This window comes from Microbacterium sp. IO18, assembly GCF_049099505.1.
Lineage (GTDB): Bacteria > Actinomycetota > Actinomycetes > Actinomycetales > Microbacteriaceae > Microbacterium > Microbacterium aurugineum.
On sequence record NZ_JBMJAF010000001.1, the window covers coordinates 640,290 to 657,609 of the forward strand.

Sequence of the window (17,320 nt, forward strand, 5' to 3'; positions counted from 1 at the left end):
CATCCTGTCATCCGGATCGCCGCGTCATCTTCCGCGACGTCGCCGGTCCGCCCAGCAGTCGGCGGATGGCCGTCTCGGGCGACACGGAGAGGTCGAGGGTGCGCCCCCGCGCATACTGCGTGAACACCCTCGGATCGATGTAGCTGCCGCGTGCGACGGCGGTGGTGTTGCCGAGTGCGGTCGCCGCGGCCTGCACTGCGAGCCGCTCGGCCTGCTTGCGCTCGCTGCGACGATCGAGTTCGCCGATCCGGGCCAGGGCGTCGGCGGCGATGATCGTCCCGTGCAGAGTCCGGAAGTCCTTCGCCGAGAAGGAGGAGCCGGTGACCTCGCGCAGATACGCGTTCACTTCGGCCGGGCTGATGCGCACACGGCGGCGGCCGCGCCGATAGGCCAGCAGGAAGGCTCCGGACTTCCCCGCGGCGAAATCGGTCAGGGCGTCCGCGAGCGCCTCATCGGTGATCTCTATCGATGCGGTGCGCCCGCTCTTGGCGGGGAACGACAACGCCACCTCGCTCCCGGACACGCGCACGTCACGACGTCGCAGGGTCGTGAGACCACGGCTGCCGTGACGCACCAGGTACCGCTCCGAGCCGATCCGGAGTGCCGCATCGTCGAGCAGGCGGAAGGCGATCGCCAGCGCGCGCTCCTTCGTCTGTCCATCCTCGCGGAGAGCCCGTGTCACGCGTGCTCTGGCACCGGGAAGCGCAGCGGCGAGTTCGAGAGCGCGGACGAACTTCTTGCGGTCGCGGCTGACGCGCCACAGCGGGTGGTAGAGGTACTGTTTGCGGCCCGCCTCGTCGACCCCGACCGCTTGGATGTGCGCCAACGGATCCGCAGCGATCCAGACGTCGCGCCAGGCCGGCGGAATCACCAGATCGTCGATGCGTTGCCGATCAGCTTCCGGGGCGGTCTCTCCCCCGGGACCCGCATACCGGAACCCCGATCCGGATCGCCGCCTGCGGAACCCGGGGTCCTCCCCCGGAACCACGCGGTTCAGTCTCGCCATCCGCTCTCCCTCCTCGACCCTCTCGCCTCGGACGAGGATGCCGCCTCGTCACGGCCGGCGATAGGGAGTGGCGTCGCGGCCCTGTGCGTGCTATTCGTCGTCGGAGGGAGGTGCGGCGAACGCACGACGCATGTGGTCGCTCGTCAGGAAGTCGGCGATACCGATCATGATGAGGCTGAAGATGATCTGCTCGGAGACCATCCACAGCGGATACAGTCCGGGGATGGCGGCCATCACGAGCGTGATGATCGGGAAGATCTGCGCGAACAGGCGCAGGCGCTGATACGCCCAGCGCCACCCGCGCCGGGCCCGCCACGCGAAGTAGAACAGCGTGACGGTCATCGCGAGGACCACGAGCGTCCGCATCCACACCGCGAACGAGACGGGCTCTCCGTCGACCGCGAGCACCAGCGCCACGACGACCGCCCCGACACCGATCACGAGCTCGACGACGAGAAGCCAGAGGATCCACGCGAAGGCGCGCACCGTCCGGGGGTGGGTGCGGTCGGCCTCGCTGATGGCGACGCCGGCGTGGCGGCCGCCCGCGATCCGATCGAGACGGAGGAAGAGGGGTTCCAAAGCCATTTCTGGAGCCTAGGCGTTCCGAATCGCGGTGTCGTCCGGCAGGCCCACCTTCGCCTTCGCCCACGACCGCCCGTGCGTGTCCTTGAGGATGTCGTACTCGACATCGACGTGGGGCTCGATCGCGCTGTACTTGTCGTTCGGGGCGCCGATCACCAGCTGGAACCCGAGACCTCTCCACGCACCGATCGCGCGCTTCGTGAAATGCGCATCCGCCTTGATCAGAGCCTCGTCCATGAAGACCGGGGCGTAGCGCGGTCGAGCCGCGCCCGCGTCTCCGAGCTGGTACCGAAGAGCGGCGCCGACGATGAACGCGACGAGCTCCTGCGACTCCCCTCCGGACTTCTCGCCGATGTGGTCGTAGAGCGCGACATGCCAACGCGTGGCGGCGTCCACCCTTTCCGCACTCACCCGCACATGGTTCCTCACGTCGATCAGCTCCGCGAAATCGGGGGCCGTGCGACGCATGCGTGCGATCAGCCGGCTCATCTTGCGGTAGACGGTCTCACGCTCCGCATCCGTCGACGCCGCATCGATGAGTCCGCGGACCTCACGGAGCTCCCTGCGGAACCGCTTGCGCGCCTCCGTCTGGTTCTCCCGCGGGGTGATCTGCAGCCGATGGTCATCGTCGTAGAACGGGAGCTCCTCCATGATCCTGTTGATGGGATCGATCCGATCCTTGATCTCTCGGAGGGAGCGGCTGAGCGTCGAGTCGAGGCTCGTCAGATCGTTTCCGGACAGCTTGAGGAGACTGTCGCGCCACTCGGTCTCGAGCTCATGCAGCCCGTTGGTCTGGAGCGCTTCGAGGATGCTCTCGAACTCGCCGACCGAGGCATCCGGATCGGGGAGGATCGTCAGACTGTCCCAGCGTTCGAGGAACCCGGTCATGAGTCGACGCATGCTCTCCCGCTGCTGCTCGTGGGCGTCGGCGGCATCGCGGCGCTCCTCGAGGAGGCGCTGCGCGGCGGTCCGGAGCGCTGTGTCGAGATGCGACAGTCTCTGGGCCGCCGTCAGTGTGTCCCCGGTCTCCGCATGCAGGAATCGCCCGTCGAGGAAGGCCGCGTGCCCCTCCTCCAAGACGGTCCCCGACGACGCTGCGGCATCGATCACGGTCTGGCAGGTGTCAACGTCGTCGGTCACCTGCCCCCACCGCTCCTGCGTCTGGGCGAGCTCATTGCCCAGCCGCGCCTCGTCGTCGCGGAGGCGACCCGCACGGGCCCTCAACTCCTCGGCCTGGCTCTTCAGCTGCGCGATCTCGGGGCTGGCCGTCGTCACCTCGGCTTCGACCGCAAGCCAGCGCTCCTTCTCCGCTTCCACGGCGACGACATCGATCTGCTCCCAGGTGAGGTCCTCGATCTTCGCGAGCGCGGTGGACGTCGTCTCGATCCGGTCGAGCGCGGCCTCGGCCTCCTGCGCCGCCGCGGCGGCGTCCTCGTATCGCTCGGCAAGTCGGCGGAGTTGCTCGTCGAGTTCCCGCAACCGGCGTTCGTTGGTGAAGCCGAGCACATTGGCACGGCCCTGACCGCCGTGACCGCCGCGGCTTCCCTGAGATACCTGACCGCTGATCGTGAGCGCCTTCTGGTGTTCGCTCAGCTGCGAAGAAGAATCCACGCAGACGTACCCGTAACGCTCCTGCAGTCTCTGCTGCAACCAGCCGGTGAAGGGCGATGGCAGGTAGTCGAGCCGGGCGGGAAGCGACTTCGGGTCGGCCGGGCGCATCTCGGGCAGTCCGACGTGCACGCCTTCGTAGTTCAGGCGCTCGGGAGTGCGGACGGCGTTGATGGCGGAGCGGAACGTCGCCAGGTGCTCGGCATCGATCAACAGCGTCCGGGCGAAACCGCCGAGAGCGAGGTTGAAGGCCTCACGCCAGGGCTCGAACTCGGTCCGCAGCTCGATGAGCTCGGCGACGAAGGGGAGCTCCGACGGGGAGAGACCCACCGCTTCGGCGAGCAGAGCCCGCGACTCGTCGAGACGCGCCGGGATGCTGCCCCGCACGCGGCTCGTCCGCTCGCGTTCCTCCCGAACACCGCGCATCTCCGTCTCCGCGGCTCTCCGAGTCGTCTCCGCGTCGGCGAACGCAGCCCGTGCCCCGCGGTTGTCGGACTTCGCCGACGCACCGCGAGCCTGGGAGACGAACGTGTCGAACTGCGCCGCGGTCTCGACCTCTGCGCCGAACTCGCGGACGATGGCGTCGAACTTCGCCCGTTCCCGGCGGACGTCCTCGAGCCGGCGTTCCGCGACGCGGAGCTCGCGCTGTGCGGTCTCGAGGCGATCGCCGCCGGACTGACGGAGGACATCGAGGAGTCCTTCGCGCTCGAGGTCGGCCGCGTCGACGAGCGCACGCTTCTCGCGGACGGCGAGGCTCAGGGCACGTGCACGGTCGCCCAGTTCGACCTCCACCTCGCGGAGCAGATCCAGACGTCGCTGCGCATTCCACAGAGCGGCGAGCGAGGACGGATCCGTGAAGACCCCGACCTCGTCGATCACCCTGACGCGCTCGGCAGCCGCGGCGATCCGCTCCTTGATCGCCCGGATCGGCTCGAGAGCGCTCACCTGCTGCTTGGCGGTCAGCATCCGGGTGCGCGTGCTCTCGAGCTCGTCGAAGTGCGCGACGACGGCGTCTGCGGTGGCCATGGTCTCGGGCTCTTCCAGGACGAGCTTCTTGTAGAGATCGTCGACCGTCGTGATCTGCTGTCCTGCCTGGATACGTGCCAACAGGCTGATGGCCTTCGAGCCGGAGCCCGCGGCACCGATCCCGAGCACGGCCTGCAGCCGCGCCGAGAACTCACGGTCGGTGGCGAGCGTCTCCAGCCCGGTCCCACGCACCGCCGCATCGGACAGGCGCTGCGCGGCTGCTTGCTCCAACAGTCCCAGGTCGAAGGCGCCGCCGACCGTCGCCCGCACCCGGGTCGTGTCTTCCAGAGTGCGCGCGTCCGCCGGGATGTACCACGCACGCACCGCGGTGAACCGTGACCCGTCGTGATCCAGCCACGTCGTGGCGATCGCGCTCCAGGTGTCCTCACCGTCACCACGCAGCACGCGCAGTTTGGTGCCGTCCTCGGTTCGGGACTCGTCGATCTTCCCCCGCCCGTAGGAGAGGATGTTCCGCTGCTCCTCGCCCCGGGGGCGCCCGGTCACGCCACCGTTGGACGCGCCGTTGAACGGTGTCGTGTGCGGCATCATGAGCGCGATGTACGCGTCCATCAGCGTGGACTTCCCCGACCCCGAACCGCCGCAGAGCAGGGTCGCATCCGGGGAGAAACGCACGCGGTGAGGGCCGCCGTCATAGCCGCCCCAGTTGATCAGCTGCAGCTCCTCCGCCACCCACTGCTGTCCTCGGGACCCCGAGGGAATGAGTCCGAACAGCGTGTCGACCATCGTCATCGTTGCACCACTTCCTGCGACCGCAGCCAATCCCGGAGCTCCTTGAGCGTCTCCGCGCTCAGCACCACTTCGACGAGCGCCGTGATCCGATAGCGACCACTCGTCTCCTCCTGGATGATGCCCTCACGGTCGAGGCGGTCCATCGCGTTGCGAATCGCCTTCTGCTGTCGCGCGGTCCCTCCGTCGACATCCGTGAAGTAGCTCAGCACCGTCTGCTCGAGATCTTCGATGTCGATACGGACGGAGGCCTCACCGGCGGCGGACTCCCGCTGGTAGACGGTGCGCAGGTGCACGAGCACCAGGGTCTCCGCACGTGTGTACGGCGCATCCTTGAGGAGAACGGGCATGTCGATCTCGTCGGAGCGGAGTTGCTGCTTGTACGCGAACCCCCGGCCGTGATCGATGACCAGGCGGAGGTACAGGTCGTTCAAGCGCGACTCGATCACCTGCTGATGGTCCAGCAGCAGGGTCCACTCCCGACGGTTGCGCTCCGCAGCGATGAACCGGCGCTGAAGGATGTGCACCAGAACACGTCGGATCTCCGGATCGAGCGTTCCCCGATCACCGGCGAAGTGCTCCTCGATGTCGTCTTCCATCGGAACCGGCGCGATGAACGGCTCATCGAGCGGTGCCTCGGTCGCGAGGCTCTGTTCAGGCATGTGCATCCTCCTTCGGGTTGCGCGCCGTGACGGCACCGAACGCGAAACGTCGTGTCGAGCCGTCCGGACGCAGGGCTTCGACCACCGACACCTCGTCGCTCTCGGTCATGCCGTTGCGGTGTGCGATCTCGAGCAGACCGAGAAGGTCGACGGGGCGGCGCGTGTCGTCCGCGGCTGTCGTGAACGCCGCGGCGAGGTCGAACTCCTCACCGAGAGCGGAGACGTGTTCTTCGAGTTCGGTGTATCTCGGGCCTCCCCAGGCGCGACTGTCGACGTCGAGGAACTCGACGTCGTCGGCGTCCGCGAGGGGAGCGGGGGCGGCGGGAGGGCGGATACTGCTCACCGTTTGGCGGAGGTGTCCGAGGTCGACGAGCGGGAGGCTGCGCACCGGCGCTGCGCTCGCGCCCGTGCCGTCCCAGACGTGGAGGGCGGCGATCACATCGCGGAGCAGGTCGTCGATCTGACGGTCCCGCAGCGGATCGTGCGTCTTCACCTGCCCGGTGATGACGTGCGATGCGCGGCGCTGCGCGGCCAAGACCTCCTCGACGCCGAGTTCGACCCGGCGTCCGATGGCATCGAGATCGGCGCGCTGGTTGCTGTCGAGCTTGCGTGCGAACGGCTGCCGGAGCAGGCCGTGGAGTTGCTCGGACAGCGCGTCGATGCGCTCCGGGTCACCGATCAACCGCAGCGCCCCGGCGAACGCGCGCCCTTCGGGGGTGGAGTTCATGACGTCCTGCGCGCGCTGCAGATACTCACGGAGGACCTCGCCCGTCGGACGCTCGTCGCGACGCAGGTGGGCGACGACATCGCGCTGCATGAGCTTCAGAGACTCGGCGACGCGCGTGAAGTCCGCCGGGAGCTCGCGAGCCAGATGCAGCACGTTCTCCGCCTCTTCGAAGAGCTCTTCATCATCGAGGGGATCCGCCTTGCCGGATTCCTCGATCCGGGCGATCTCCGCGTCGAGTGCCGTCCGCTCCTCGCGAAGGCGCGTGAGTCGTCGCTCCGGATCGGCCTCCGCGCTGTCCGCCAAGTGCTCCACGGCCTCGAGGAGCGTACGCACACGGGAGTTCGAGACGCGTGTGCGTCCACCGCCCGTCCGGCCCGCGATCTCCAGCGCCTCCACCGCATGCGCGGAGAGCCGATACACCTCGACGTCGTCATCGATCTGCTGGACCAGCCAGCCCAGGCGCACCCAGTTCCTCGAGACATCGCGTCCGGTCCCCGCCGGTGTCCGTCGCTCATCGTCATCGTCGTCCGCGCCCCTCAGCTCCTCGAGGATCTCGGAGAGCTCGGCATGGGCATCCGCGATCGGGATCGACGGCCGGTCAGCCGTGAACAGGAGGGAGAGCGACGCGACGACGAAGGGAGCGAACCGACCGTGGAGCAGATCGAGGGTCGGAGTGCGGAAGGCGGTGACAGCGCGGGAGTATGCCGATTCCGCTCGTGTTCCTGTCACACATTCACATTAGTCGCGACGTCGGTCTTCCTCGGACGCGACGCGGGAGGATGCCTCGCGACGAGCGGCCAGGTGAGCACGATCACCCGAACACGAAGAAACCCCCGCCTGAGCGGGGGTTTTGATCTTGCTGGGGTACCTGGACTCGAACCAAGAATAACGGAACCAGAAACCGTCGTGTTGCCAATTACACCATACCCCAAGGGCGAAACCAGGGCCTCGCACCGAGAATCAAGCCTACCCGAGCGGCGGCGGAACACCAAAACCGGTGCCCTGTGCCGCCGCCCGGGCGCGTCGCGGTTCAGCCCGCGAGGAACGTGGAGAGCGACCGCAGGCGACGCAGGGACTCCTCCTTGCCCAGCAGCTCCATCGACTCGAACAGCGGTGGCGAGACCCGGCGGCCGGTGATGGCCACCCGCGGCGGGCCGTAGGCGATGCGCGGCTTGAGCTCGAGCTTCTCGACGAGCTCGGCGGCGAGGGCCTCTTGGATCTTCTCCGGCGTGAAATCCGTCACCGGTTCGAGCGCGGTGACGCAGGCGTCGAGCACCTCGGCCGCATTCGCCGGAAGGCCCTTGAGCGCGTCCTCGGCATACGAGACCTCATCCGTGAAGAGGAAGCCGACCATCCCCGGCACCTCACCCAGCAGCTGCACACGCTCCTGCACGAGGGGCGCGACGCGGAACGCCATCACCAGCTGCTCATGCGTGGGCTCATCGAACAGACCCGCGGCGGCGAGGTACGGCACGGTCCGCTCGGCGAAGTCCTTCTCCCCCAGCATCCGGATGTGATCGCCGTTGATCGACTCGGCCTTCTTCTGATCGAAGCGCGCCGGGTTGGGGTTCACGTCGGTGATGTCGAACGCGGCGGTGAACTCATCGAGCGAGAAGACGTCGCGGTCGGGACCGATCGACCAGCCGAGCAGAGCCAGATAGTTGAGCAGCCCCTCGGGGATGAACCCGCGCTCCCGGTGCAGGAACAGGTCCGCCTGCGGGTCGCGCTTGGAGAGCTTCTTGTTGCCGGTCTCCCCCAGCACCAGCGGCATGTGCGCGAAGCGCGGCACGAAGGTCGTCACACCCGCATCGATCAGTGCCGCGTACAGCGAGAGCTGGCGCGCGGTCGAGGGCATGAGGTCTTCGCCACGCAGCACGTGGGTGATGCCCATCAGCGCATCGTCGACCGGGTTCACGAACGTGTACAGCGGCACGCCGTTCGGACGCACCACCACGAAGTCGGGGAACGAACCAGCGGGGAAGGTGACCTCGCCGCGGATCAGGTCGACGTACGTGAGGTCCTCATCCGGAACACGCAGGCGCAGAGCGGGCTGACGGCCCTCGGCGCGGAACGCCTCCTTCTGCGCTTCGGTGAGGTCGCGGTCGAAGTTGTCGTAGCCGAGCTGCTTGGCGCGACCGGCGGCCTCGTTGCGCGCATCGATCTCCTCCGCCGTGGAGTAGCTCTCGTAGAGGGCTCCCGTGGCGATGAGCTTGTCGATCACCTCACGATAGATGTCGTGACGCTCCGACTGCCGGTAGGGCGCATGCGGACCGCCGACCTCGACGCCCTCATCCCAGTCGATCTTGAGCCAGGTCAGCGCGTCGACCAGCTGGCGGAAGCTCTCCTCGCTGTCACGCGCGGCGTCGGTGTCCTCGATGCGGAACACCATTTTCCCGCCGTTGTGACGGGCATAGGCCCAGTTGTAGAGAGCCGTGCGGACCATGCCGACATGCGGCAGACCGGTCGGCGAGGGGCAGAAGCGGACGCGGACGTCGGCACCACTGACAGTCGTGGTGAGGGGATGAGGGGTAGCCATAGCCCTTCGATTCTACGGGGACAGGGCTGGGCGCCGTCGGCGGGTCGCGGCGCTCAGCGACCGGCGCTCACCGCGATCGCAGAGCGCGGCGTAGGAAGCCGAGTAGGCGTCGCCGACGCCGGACCAGTCCTTCACCGTGCTCCGGAACGCGCCAGCGGAGCCAGCACCACGATCGCGATGACCAGCACGAAGGCGGCGACCCCGAGCCCCGCGTACTGGAAGTTCGCCAGCACCACTCCCGCGAGCACCGAGCCCGCCGCAGCGGAGAGGCTCATCAACGAGTCGCTGCGGCCCTGCCTGCGCGTGCGGAGCTCAGGCGCGGACGCCTCGGTGAGGAGCGCGGCACCGGCCACCGTCGCGGCACTCCACCCGAGACCGAGCAGGATGAGGGCGACCATCACGCCCCAGGCCTCGGTGCCCGTGAAGACCGCGAAAGCCAGCGCCCCGGCGAGGAGCGCCTGACCGAGGAGGACGACCTGGAGCCGGCCCCAGCGGTCGGCGAGCACCCCGAAGACGGGCGACAGCGCGTACATACCGCCGACATGGAGCGCGATCGTGATACCGACCAGGGCGGAGACATCCGCCGGGCTCGGCGCCATCCCGCCGGCGCCATGCGCCATGTGGGACAGGTGGACGGGGGTCATCGCCATGACCGATGCCATGACCACATGAGACCCCGCGATCGCGAAGATCGCATAGCGCGCGACCCGAGGCCGGTCCGCGACCACGGTTCCCGTGACGGCGGCAGACGCCTTCGCGAGACGCTGAGCGGCCAGCAGAGGATCGGGCCGCAGCGCGACGATGTAGAGCACGAGCGCCGCGCACTGCGCGACGAACGAGAACAGATAGGAGCCCGTCTGCGGAGGCATCCCGACCGCTTGCCCGACGATCTCGCCCGGTCCGAGCAACAGCGGGCCGGCGACACCGCCGATGGTCGTCGACCAGACGACGATCGACAGGTCACGACCACGATGCTGCGGTGCGGCGAGATCGGTGGCGGCGAACCGCGACTGCAGGTTCCCCGCGTTGCCCGCCCCGATCAGCAGGATCCCGGCGAGGAGCAGCGGGAAGACGCGCAGGGAGGCGGCGAGGATGACGACCGCGATACCGACGAGCGCGAAGAGGTTGCCGAGGGTGAGCGCGCGACGCCGTCCGACGTGCGCGGCGAGGCGGGCGAGCGGAATCGCGCACGCGGCCGCTCCGAGCGTCACGGAAGCCGTGGCCAGCCCGGAGAGCGCATCGTTGCCCGAGATGTCCGCGGCGAGGAGCGCGCCGAGGGAGACCGTCGCACCGAATGCGATGCCACCGAGGACCTGTCCGAGCGACAGCACCAGGACGGTTCGCCGCTGGACAGCCGTCTGCTGCGCCGCCGTCAGGGCGACGGTCGTCATGGCACGGGAACGGCGTCGCGCGCGGTGTTGCGAAGGATGCCGAGTCCGGAGATCTCGACCTCGACGACGTCACCCGCCTCGAACGTGCCGACCCCGGCCGGCGTGCCCGTCATGATCACATCGCCGGGGAGCAGGGTGAAGACGGCGGAGGCGTACTCGATGATCGCCGGCACCGAGTGGATCATGTCGGTGAGTGGAGCGTGCTGGCGCACCTCGCCGTTCACCCGCGTCTCGATCGTCGCGTTGGCGGGATCGAAGTCCGTCTCGATCACCGGTCCCAGCGGGCAGAAGGTGTCGAATCCCTTGGCCCGCGACCACTGGCCGTCCTTGCGCTGCAGGTCCCGCGCGGTCACGTCATTGCCGATCGTGTAGCCGAGCACATAGTCGAGCGCGTTCTCGGCCTTCACATTCTTCGCGATCTTCCCGATCACCACGACGAGCTCACCCTCGTACTCGGTGCGCTCCGAGAGCGAAGGACGCACGATCGCATCACCCGGTCCGATCACGGATGTGTTCGGCTTCAGGAAGAGCAGCGGCTCCTCCGGGGCCACTCCCCCCATCTCGGCGGCGTGATCGTGATAGTTCTTCCCGACGCAGACGACCTTCGACCGCGGGATCACCGGAGCGAGCAGCGCGGCGTCGGCGAGGGGCACACGAGCGCCGGTCGTCTCGTACCCGGTGAACATCGGATCCCCCGCGAGGACGACGAGCTCGCGCTCGTCGATGATCCCGTACATGATGGCTTCGTCGTGGCTGAACCGGGCGATCTTCATGGTGTCCAGCCTAGCGAGCGCGGCACCCTGCACCGAGACCCCCCAACGCCGCCGAGACCCCGTCCTGCGTGCGCCGAGACGACGGGGTCTCGGCGAGAGGGCGGGGTCTCGGCGTCGGGTGTCCGGCGTCAGGCGTCGAGGCGCAGGAGCCAGCCGTGCTTGTCCTCACGGCGTCCGTACTGGATGTCGGTCAGTTCTTCGCGCAATGAGAGAGCGAGTTCTCCCAGGGGCTGCGGCTCGTCGAAGCCGTCGCCCACGAGCGCGCCGATCGGGGTGACGACGGCGGCCGTGCCGCACGCGAACACCTCGACGATGTCACCCGATGCCACGCCTTCACGCCACTCGTCGATCGAGATCGGACGCTTCTCGACCGTGTATCCGCGGTCCTCCGCGAGCTGCAGCAGCGAGTCACGGGTGATGCCCTCGAGGATGCTGTCCGACTCGGGGGTGACGACGCGGCCGTCCTTGAACACGAAGACCACGTTCATGCCACCGAGCTCTTCGACGTCACGCTTCTCGTTCAGGAACACGACCTGGTCGCAGCCCTGAGCACTCGCCTCGCTCTGTGCGAGCAGGCTCGACGCGTAGTTGCCGCCGGTCTTGGCCTTGCCGGTGCCGCCCTTGCCCGCACGGGCGTATTCCTCGGAGAGCCAGATGCGCACCGGCTTCACACCGCCGGAGAAATAGGCGCCCGCAGGGCTGGCGATGACGTAGTAGGCGACCTTCTGCGCGGCGCGGACGCCGAGGAAGGCCTCCTTGGCGAACATGAACGGACGCAGGTAGAGGCTCTGGTCGGCTCCGCTGGGTACCCAGCGACCGTCGACCGCGATCAGCTCGCGCAGCGACTGGATGAAGTACTCGGTCGGAAGCTCGGGCAGCGCGAGGCGGCGGGCGCTGGCCTGCAGGCGCGCAGCATTGCGGTCGGGGCGGAACGTGTGGATCGAGCCGTCGGCGTGGCGGTAGGCCTTGATGCCCTCGAAGATCTCCTGTGCGTAGTGCAGGACGGACGCCGCGGGGTCGAGCGGGATCGGTCCGTACGGCTGCACGCGGGGCCGGTGCCAGCCGCCCTTGACCGACCAGCAGATGTCGACCATGTGGTCGGTGAAGACCACGCCGAAGCCCGGGTTCTCCAGCACCTCGGCCAGCCGTGCGGGCGACGCGGCGGTCAGGTTCTTCGTGACGGCGAACTCCAGGGGAGCCACGGTCGCCTCGGCATCGATGGTCGTCATCTCATCATCCATTCCTCGTGGGTGGGCGCATCCTCGCGCCCGTTCAGCCTACGCCTGCGGTCAGAGTCGTGCGGTGATCGCAGAGCCGATCTCCGCGGTCGTGCGCGCCCCGCTACGGGCGGCGATGTCGGCTTCCACCGCTGCGCTCACCCGCGCAGATTCGGTGGAGAGGCCGAGGTGGTCGAGCAGCAGCGCGATCGAGAGGATCGCCGCCGTCGGGTCGGCCTTCTGCTGACCGGCGATGTCGGGGGCGGAGCCGTGCACGGGCTCGAACATCGAGGGGAAAGCGCCATCGGGATTGATGTTGCCCGAGGCAGCGAGACCGATGCCGCCCGTGACCGCTCCGGCGAGGTCGGTCAGGATGTCGCCGAAAAGGTTGTCGGTGACGATGACGTCGAAGCGCGAGGGGTCGGTCACCAGGAAGATCGTGGCCGCATCGACGTGCAGGTAGTCGACCGTGACCTCGGGGTGCTCGGCCGCGATCTCGTTCACGATGCGCTGCCAGATGGCTCCGGCGTGGACGAGCACATTGGTCTTGTGGACGAGCGTGAGCTTCTTGCGGCGACGCTCCGCGAGCTCGAAGGCGTAGCGCACGACCCGCTCGACACCGAATGCGGTGTTCACGGAGGTCTCGTTCGCGACCTCCTGCGGGGTGCCCTTGCGGATCGCCCCGCCGTTGCCGACGTACGGCCCCTCGGTCCCCTCGCGGACCACGACGAAGTCGATCTCCCCCGGCGCGGCCAGCGGTCCGGGAGCCCCGACGAAGAGCTTGGAGGGACGCAGGTTCACGTAGTGGTCGAGCGAGAAGCGCAACCGGAGCAGGAGTCCCCGCTCGATGTTCGCGTCTTTCAGTCGCGGGTCCCCCGGCGTTCCGCCGACGGCGCCGAGCAGGATCGCGTCGTGGGCGGCGATGGCGGCGAGGTCGTCATCGGTGAGCGTGTCGCCGGTCTCCAGGAAGCGGCCGGCGCCGAGCGAGAAGCGGGTCTTCTCGAACACGACGTCGCTCGCCGCGGTCACGGCGTCGAGCACCTTCTCCGCCTCGGCGATGACCTCGGGACCGATGCCGTCACCGGGGATGACGGCCAGCTTCACGACACGCGACATGACACTCCTTGCGCACTGCACGGGGATGGACCGGCCCAGACCTGCCGCAGGGCGGGGCGGGCCGATCCTCCCAGCGTACTGGTCAGTGCGAGGGGGCTTTGCGCAGTGTGACGGCGGCGATCACACCGGCGACCACGACGAGCCCGGCTCCGATCAGCGACGTCACCGTCACACCGGAACCGAATGCGTCGGCCGCCGCGTCCCACAGGGCCGTCCCCAGCTGCGCCGGGAGCTCCTGCGCTGCGGTGTAGGCGCCGGCGAGAGTCTCCTCCGCCGCGTGGGCGACATCGGCGGGCAGACCTGCCGGAAGCACGAGAGCGCCGCGATAGAACGCCGTGATGATGCCACCGAGCACCGCGGTGCCGAGCACCGCCCCGAGCTCGTACGCCGTCTCCGAGACCGCACTCGCCGCGCCTGCCTTGGCCGCGGGAGCGCTCGAGAGGATCAGCTCGTTGGAGATCGTCTCCGCCGCGCCGATGCCGATGCCCAGCACCACGAACGCCACCACGAGCGGAAGGACGCCGTGCTCATGCGTCGTGAACGCCACGATGAGGTAGCCGGCCACCGAGAACGCGAGCCCGGCGGGGACCACGATGTGCGGCGGCACGCGGCGCGAGACCGGCACGACGGAGAGCCCCGCCACGATCATCGCGAGCATGCCGGGGACCAGTGCGATGCCGGCCATCATCGGCGACAGGCCGAGGACCAGCTGCAGGTGCTGCGACACGAAGTACAGGAAGCCCACCAGTGCGACCACGCTGAGCAGATTCACCAGGATCGCCCCGGAGAAGGAACCGCGCCGGAACAGCGCCATGTCGAGCATCGGGCTCTTGACCCGCAGCTGACGACGGACGAACAGGTAGCCCATGCCGAAGCCGAGCAGAGCCCAGGCGCCGGCGGTGAGGCTCGGGCCGTCCACCGCGAGGGACTTGATCGCGTAGACCACCGGGATCATGGTCGCCATCGACAGCGCGATGCTGATCAGGTCGATGCGACCCGGGTTCGGATCGCGACTCTCCGGCACCAGCAGCGGTGCGGCGATGAGCAGGGGGATGAGCACCGGAACGGCGATCAGGAAGACCGATCCCCAGGCGAAATGCTCGAGCAGGATGCCGCCCACGATCGGACCCAACGCCGACCCGGCGGAGAACGCCGATGCCCAGACCGCGATCGCCATGCGGCGCTGATCACGGTTGCGGAAGATCGAGCGGAGGAGGGAGAGCGTCGACGGCATCAGCATGGCGCCGAAGAGACCCAGGAGCGCACGGGCGGCGATCAGCAAGCCGGCCGTGGGCGCGAAGGCGGCGAGTGCGGATACGGCGGCGAAGCCGGTCGCCCCGATCAGCAGCATCTTCCGACGTCCGAACCGGTCACCCAGGGTACCCATCGTGACGAGGAGTCCCGCGAGCACCAGCGGGTACACATCGATGATCCACAGCTGCTCCGCACCGGTGGGCGCGAGCGCGATGGAGATCTCGGGGAGCGCGAAGCTCAGCACCGTGTTGTCCACCGACACCAGAAGCACCGGCAGCATGAGGACGACGAGCGCCGCCCAGCCACGGGCTCCGACGCGGGGAGCATCCGTCTCTGTCGTCGGGATCGACGCAGTACGGGTCATGGAACACCTCTCAGGATCGTGATCGACGGTTAGTGAACCGTCCGGATGGTATAGTAACAGAATTCCGACCGCTCCCCCTGTGCAGAGGACCCACGATGCCCCGACCTCCCCTCGCTCGCGAGAAGGTGCTCGACGCCTTCGAAGCGATCCTCATCGAAGACGGCGAGCGTGCCGCGACCCTCGACGCGACCGCCAAGGCGGCAGGGGTCTCCAAGGGCGGTCTGCTGTACCACTTCGGCTCGAAGGAAGAGTTGGAGATCGGCCTGGTCGAGCGCCTCGACCACCTCACGACAGCGGACCTCGAGCGGATGACGGCGGCCGAGGAAGGGCCCGTCGCTTACTACGTGCGCACCTCGGTGATGGAAGACGACGCCCTCGACCGTGTCCTGATCGCGACGACGAGGCTCGCACAGGGCGGCTCGATCGCTGCGGCCGACATGCTGCGCGAAACACGGCGACGTTGGGCTGAGACGATCCGTCCGCACGTGCGCGACAACGCGAGCCTCGACCTCGTGATGCTCGTCAGCGACGGCCTGTACTTCAACAACTCCCTCGACGTGCACGGCCCCGAACGCCTGGTTCCCCGAAGCGACGAGCTCAAGGACCTGATCGCGCTGGTGCTCCGAGCCACGGCCTGACGGTCAGAGAGACGGGAGAGGGCGGGAGCATCTCGCTCCCGCCCTCTCCCGTCTGTCGCGTCGAGTGCTCAGACCTCGGTGATCTCGATCTGCCGGAAGAGGTCGGCGTCGATCGCGGCGCTCACGTCTTCGAGCAGCTCCTCCGACACCGGCGAGTCGAGCGTCAGCACGCTGAGCGCCTGCGCGCCCGCCGCCTGACGCGCGATCTGCATGCCGGCGATGTTGATGCCTGCTTCGCCGAACTTCTGCCCGTACACCGCGACGATGCCAGGGCGGTCGGTGTAGAGCATCACGACGTGGTGCTGCTCGATCGGCAGTTCGAGCGCGTGATCGTTGATCCCGACCAGCTTCTCCGTCTGCTTCGGCCCCGTCAGCGTTCCCGAGACCGACAGCTGGGTCCCGTCGGACAGTGCGCCCGTGAGCGTGATGACGTTGCGGTACTCGTCGCTCACGTCGTCCTTGATCAGACGCACGGCGATCCCGCGCTGCTCGGCGAGGAGCGGGGCGTTCACGTACGAGACGGTCTCACTCACGATGTTCGTGAACACGCCCTTGAGCGCGGCGAGCTTGAGAACGCTCACGTCGTAGTCGTTGAGCTCGCCGTGCACCTCGACGTCGAGGCTCGTGAGAGGCGAGGTTGCCAGCGAGGCGAAGATCTGGCCGAGCTTCTCGACCAAGGAGATGCCGGGGCGCACGTACGGGTCGATCACGCCACCCGCGACGTTCACCGCGTCCGGCACCAGGTCTCCGCCGAGGGCGAGACGCACCGAGCGGGCGACCGAGACGCCTGCCTTCTCCTGCGCCTCCTCGGTGCTCGCGCCGAGGTGCGGCGTGACGACCACGTTGGGCAGGTCGAGCAGCGGACGCGCGGTCCCGCCCTCCACGGGAGGCTCGGTTGTGAAGACATCGAGCCCGGCACCGGCGATCTCGCCTGCGACGAGCGCCGCGTGGAGCGCTTCCTCATCGATCAGTCCGCCGCGGGCGACGTTGACCACGAACGCCGTCGGCTTCATGGCCTGGAACTGCGCGGCACCGATCATGCCGGTGGTCTCCGGCGTCTTCGGCATGTGGATCGTCAGGAAGTCCGACTCGGCCACGAGCTCGTCGAGGGAGAGGAGCTGCACGCCGAGCTGCTGCGCGCGGGCGGACGTGACGTAGGGGTCGTAGGCGACGACACGCATGTCGAAGGCCGCGAGGCGCGCGGCGACGAGGGCGCCGATCCGGCCGAGGCCGACGATGCCGACCGTCTTCTCGAACAGCTCGGCTCCGGTGAAGGAGCTGCGCTTCCACGCGCCGCCGGAGAGCGAGGCATGTGCGGCGGGGATACGGCGGGCGAGGCTCAGGATGTGGCCGACCGTGAGTTCCGCCGCGGAGACGATGTTGGACGTCGGCGCGTTCACGACCATGACGCCCGCTGCGGTGGCTGCCTTGATGTCGACGTTGTCGAGACCGACGCCCGCACGGGCCACGACCTTGAGCTTCGGCGCGTGCGCCAGCGCCTCCTCGTCGATGCGCGTCGCCGAACGCACCAGCACGGCGTCAGCGTCGGCGAGTGCCGCGAAGAGCGCCTCGCGATCGGTACCGTCGACGTCGCGGACGTCGAAGTCGGGGCCGAGGGCCTCGATCGTGGCGGGAGAGAGAACTTCGGCGATGAGCACGACGGGCTTCGGCAC

At 68.4% G+C, this 17,320-nt stretch carries 13 protein-coding genes and 1 tRNA gene; 1 reads left to right on the plus strand and 13 read right to left on the minus strand.

From position 1 onward, the window contains the following. Window positions 1-7: 7 nt before the first annotated feature. From ACLF6J_RS03205 to ACLF6J_RS03260, 12 genes are all read right to left on the minus strand, one after another. Entirely contained in the window at window positions 8-1,006 is a 999-nt protein-coding gene (locus tag ACLF6J_RS03205) for a DNA topoisomerase IB (RefSeq protein WP_134353622.1), read from the minus strand. Between the two features lie 90 nt (window positions 1,007-1,096). Further along, on the minus strand, window positions 1,097-1,591 hold the full coding sequence (locus tag ACLF6J_RS03210) for a hypothetical protein (RefSeq protein ID WP_047523932.1): 495 nt from the start codon (window positions 1,589-1,591) through the stop codon (window positions 1,097-1,099). Window positions 1,592-1,600: 9 nt separating this feature from the next. After that, window positions 1,601-4,972, minus strand: coding sequence for an ATP-binding protein (locus ACLF6J_RS03215; RefSeq protein WP_134353621.1), 3,372 nt, complete (start codon window positions 4,970-4,972; stop codon window positions 1,601-1,603). Then, on the minus strand, window positions 4,969-5,631 hold the full coding sequence (locus tag ACLF6J_RS03220) for a DUF4194 domain-containing protein (protein ID WP_047523930.1): 663 nt from the start codon (window positions 5,629-5,631) through the stop codon (window positions 4,969-4,971). Before ACLF6J_RS03220 ends, ACLF6J_RS03215 begins: the two co-directional genes overlap by 4 nt. Further along, entirely contained in the window at window positions 5,624-7,087 is a 1,464-nt protein-coding gene (locus ACLF6J_RS03225; protein ID WP_134353620.1) for a DUF3375 domain-containing protein, read from the minus strand. The genes ACLF6J_RS03220 and ACLF6J_RS03225 overlap by 8 nt, the downstream gene beginning before the upstream one ends. 130 nt (window positions 7,088-7,217) lie before the next feature. Beyond that, window positions 7,218-7,289: transfer RNA gene (locus ACLF6J_RS03230), tRNA-Gln, on the minus strand. Between the two features lie 99 nt (window positions 7,290-7,388). After that, entirely contained in the window at window positions 7,389-8,894 is a 1,506-nt protein-coding gene (gene gltX, locus ACLF6J_RS03235) for a glutamate--tRNA ligase (RefSeq protein WP_134353619.1), read from the minus strand. A 131-nt stretch (window positions 8,895-9,025) separates the two neighbouring features. Further along, window positions 9,026-10,285: an MFS transporter gene (locus tag ACLF6J_RS03240; protein WP_134353618.1), complete on the minus strand. Its 1,260-nt coding sequence runs from the start codon at window positions 10,283-10,285 to the stop codon at window positions 9,026-9,028. Next, window positions 10,282-11,058: a fumarylacetoacetate hydrolase family protein gene (locus ACLF6J_RS03245; RefSeq protein WP_134353617.1), complete on the minus strand. Its 777-nt coding sequence runs from the start codon at window positions 11,056-11,058 to the stop codon at window positions 10,282-10,284. The genes ACLF6J_RS03240 and ACLF6J_RS03245 overlap by 4 nt, the downstream gene beginning before the upstream one ends. A gap of 128 nt (window positions 11,059-11,186) precedes the next feature. After that, complete coding sequence (locus ACLF6J_RS03250; protein WP_134353616.1) at window positions 11,187-12,287, minus strand: branched-chain amino acid aminotransferase; 1,101 nt, start codon at window positions 12,285-12,287, stop codon at window positions 11,187-11,189. A 60-nt stretch (window positions 12,288-12,347) separates the two neighbouring features. Further along, a complete protein-coding gene (locus ACLF6J_RS03255) occupies window positions 12,348-13,391 on the minus strand; it encodes a 3-isopropylmalate dehydrogenase (protein WP_134353615.1) in 1,044 nt (347 codons plus the stop codon). Between the two features lie 82 nt (window positions 13,392-13,473). Then, a complete protein-coding gene (locus tag ACLF6J_RS03260) occupies window positions 13,474-15,009 on the minus strand; it encodes an MFS transporter (RefSeq protein ID WP_047523924.1) in 1,536 nt (511 codons plus the stop codon). 95 nt (window positions 15,010-15,104) lie between these two features. Here ACLF6J_RS03260 and ACLF6J_RS03265 point away from each other — a divergent pair, with 95 nt between their 5' ends. Then, complete coding sequence (locus ACLF6J_RS03265; protein WP_131490900.1) at window positions 15,105-15,647, plus strand: TetR/AcrR family transcriptional regulator; 543 nt, start codon at window positions 15,105-15,107, stop codon at window positions 15,645-15,647. Window positions 15,648-15,715: 68 nt separating this feature from the next. Here the strand turns inward: ACLF6J_RS03265 and serA are convergent, their stop codons facing one another. Beyond that, window positions 15,716-17,320 carry a phosphoglycerate dehydrogenase gene (serA, locus tag ACLF6J_RS03270; protein ID WP_131490899.1) on the minus strand — a complete coding sequence of 535 codons (1,605 nt, stop codon included), beginning with the start codon at window positions 17,318-17,320 and terminating at the stop codon, window positions 15,716-15,718.

What these genes read in the sequence shown, in the direction of transcription:
- ACLF6J_RS03215 (WP_134353621.1), bottom strand. Translation starts at nt 4,972, where the DNA reads ATGACGATGGTCGACACGCTGTTCGGACTCATTCCCTCGGGGTCCCGA.
- ACLF6J_RS03240 (WP_134353618.1), bottom strand. Translation starts at nt 10,285, where the DNA reads ATGACGACCGTCGCCCTGACGGCGGCGCAGCAGACGGCTGTCCAGCGG.
- ACLF6J_RS03260 (WP_047523924.1), bottom strand. Translation starts at nt 15,009, where the DNA reads ATGACCCGTACTGCGTCGATCCCGACGACAGAGACGGATGCTCCCCGC.
- ACLF6J_RS03220 (WP_047523930.1), bottom strand. Translation starts at nt 5,631, where the DNA reads ATGCCTGAACAGAGCCTCGCGACCGAGGCACCGCTCGATGAGCCGTTC.
- ACLF6J_RS03250 (WP_134353616.1), bottom strand. Translation starts at nt 12,287, where the DNA reads ATGACGACCATCGATGCCGAGGCGACCGTGGCTCCCCTGGAGTTCGCC.
- ACLF6J_RS03245 (WP_134353617.1), bottom strand. Translation starts at nt 11,058, where the DNA reads ATGAAGATCGCCCGGTTCAGCCACGACGAAGCCATCATGTACGGGATC.
- gltX (WP_134353619.1), bottom strand. Translation starts at nt 8,894, where the DNA reads ATGGCTACCCCTCATCCCCTCACCACGACTGTCAGTGGTGCCGACGTC.
- ACLF6J_RS03210 (WP_047523932.1), bottom strand. Translation starts at nt 1,591, where the DNA reads ATGGCTTTGGAACCCCTCTTCCTCCGTCTCGATCGGATCGCGGGCGGC.
- ACLF6J_RS03205 (WP_134353622.1), bottom strand. Translation starts at nt 1,006, where the DNA reads ATGGCGAGACTGAACCGCGTGGTTCCGGGGGAGGACCCCGGGTTCCGC.
- ACLF6J_RS03255 (WP_134353615.1), bottom strand. Translation starts at nt 13,391, where the DNA reads ATGTCGCGTGTCGTGAAGCTGGCCGTCATCCCCGGTGACGGCATCGGT.
- ACLF6J_RS03265 (WP_131490900.1), top strand. Translation starts at nt 15,105, where the DNA reads ATGCCCCGACCTCCCCTCGCTCGCGAGAAGGTGCTCGACGCCTTCGAA.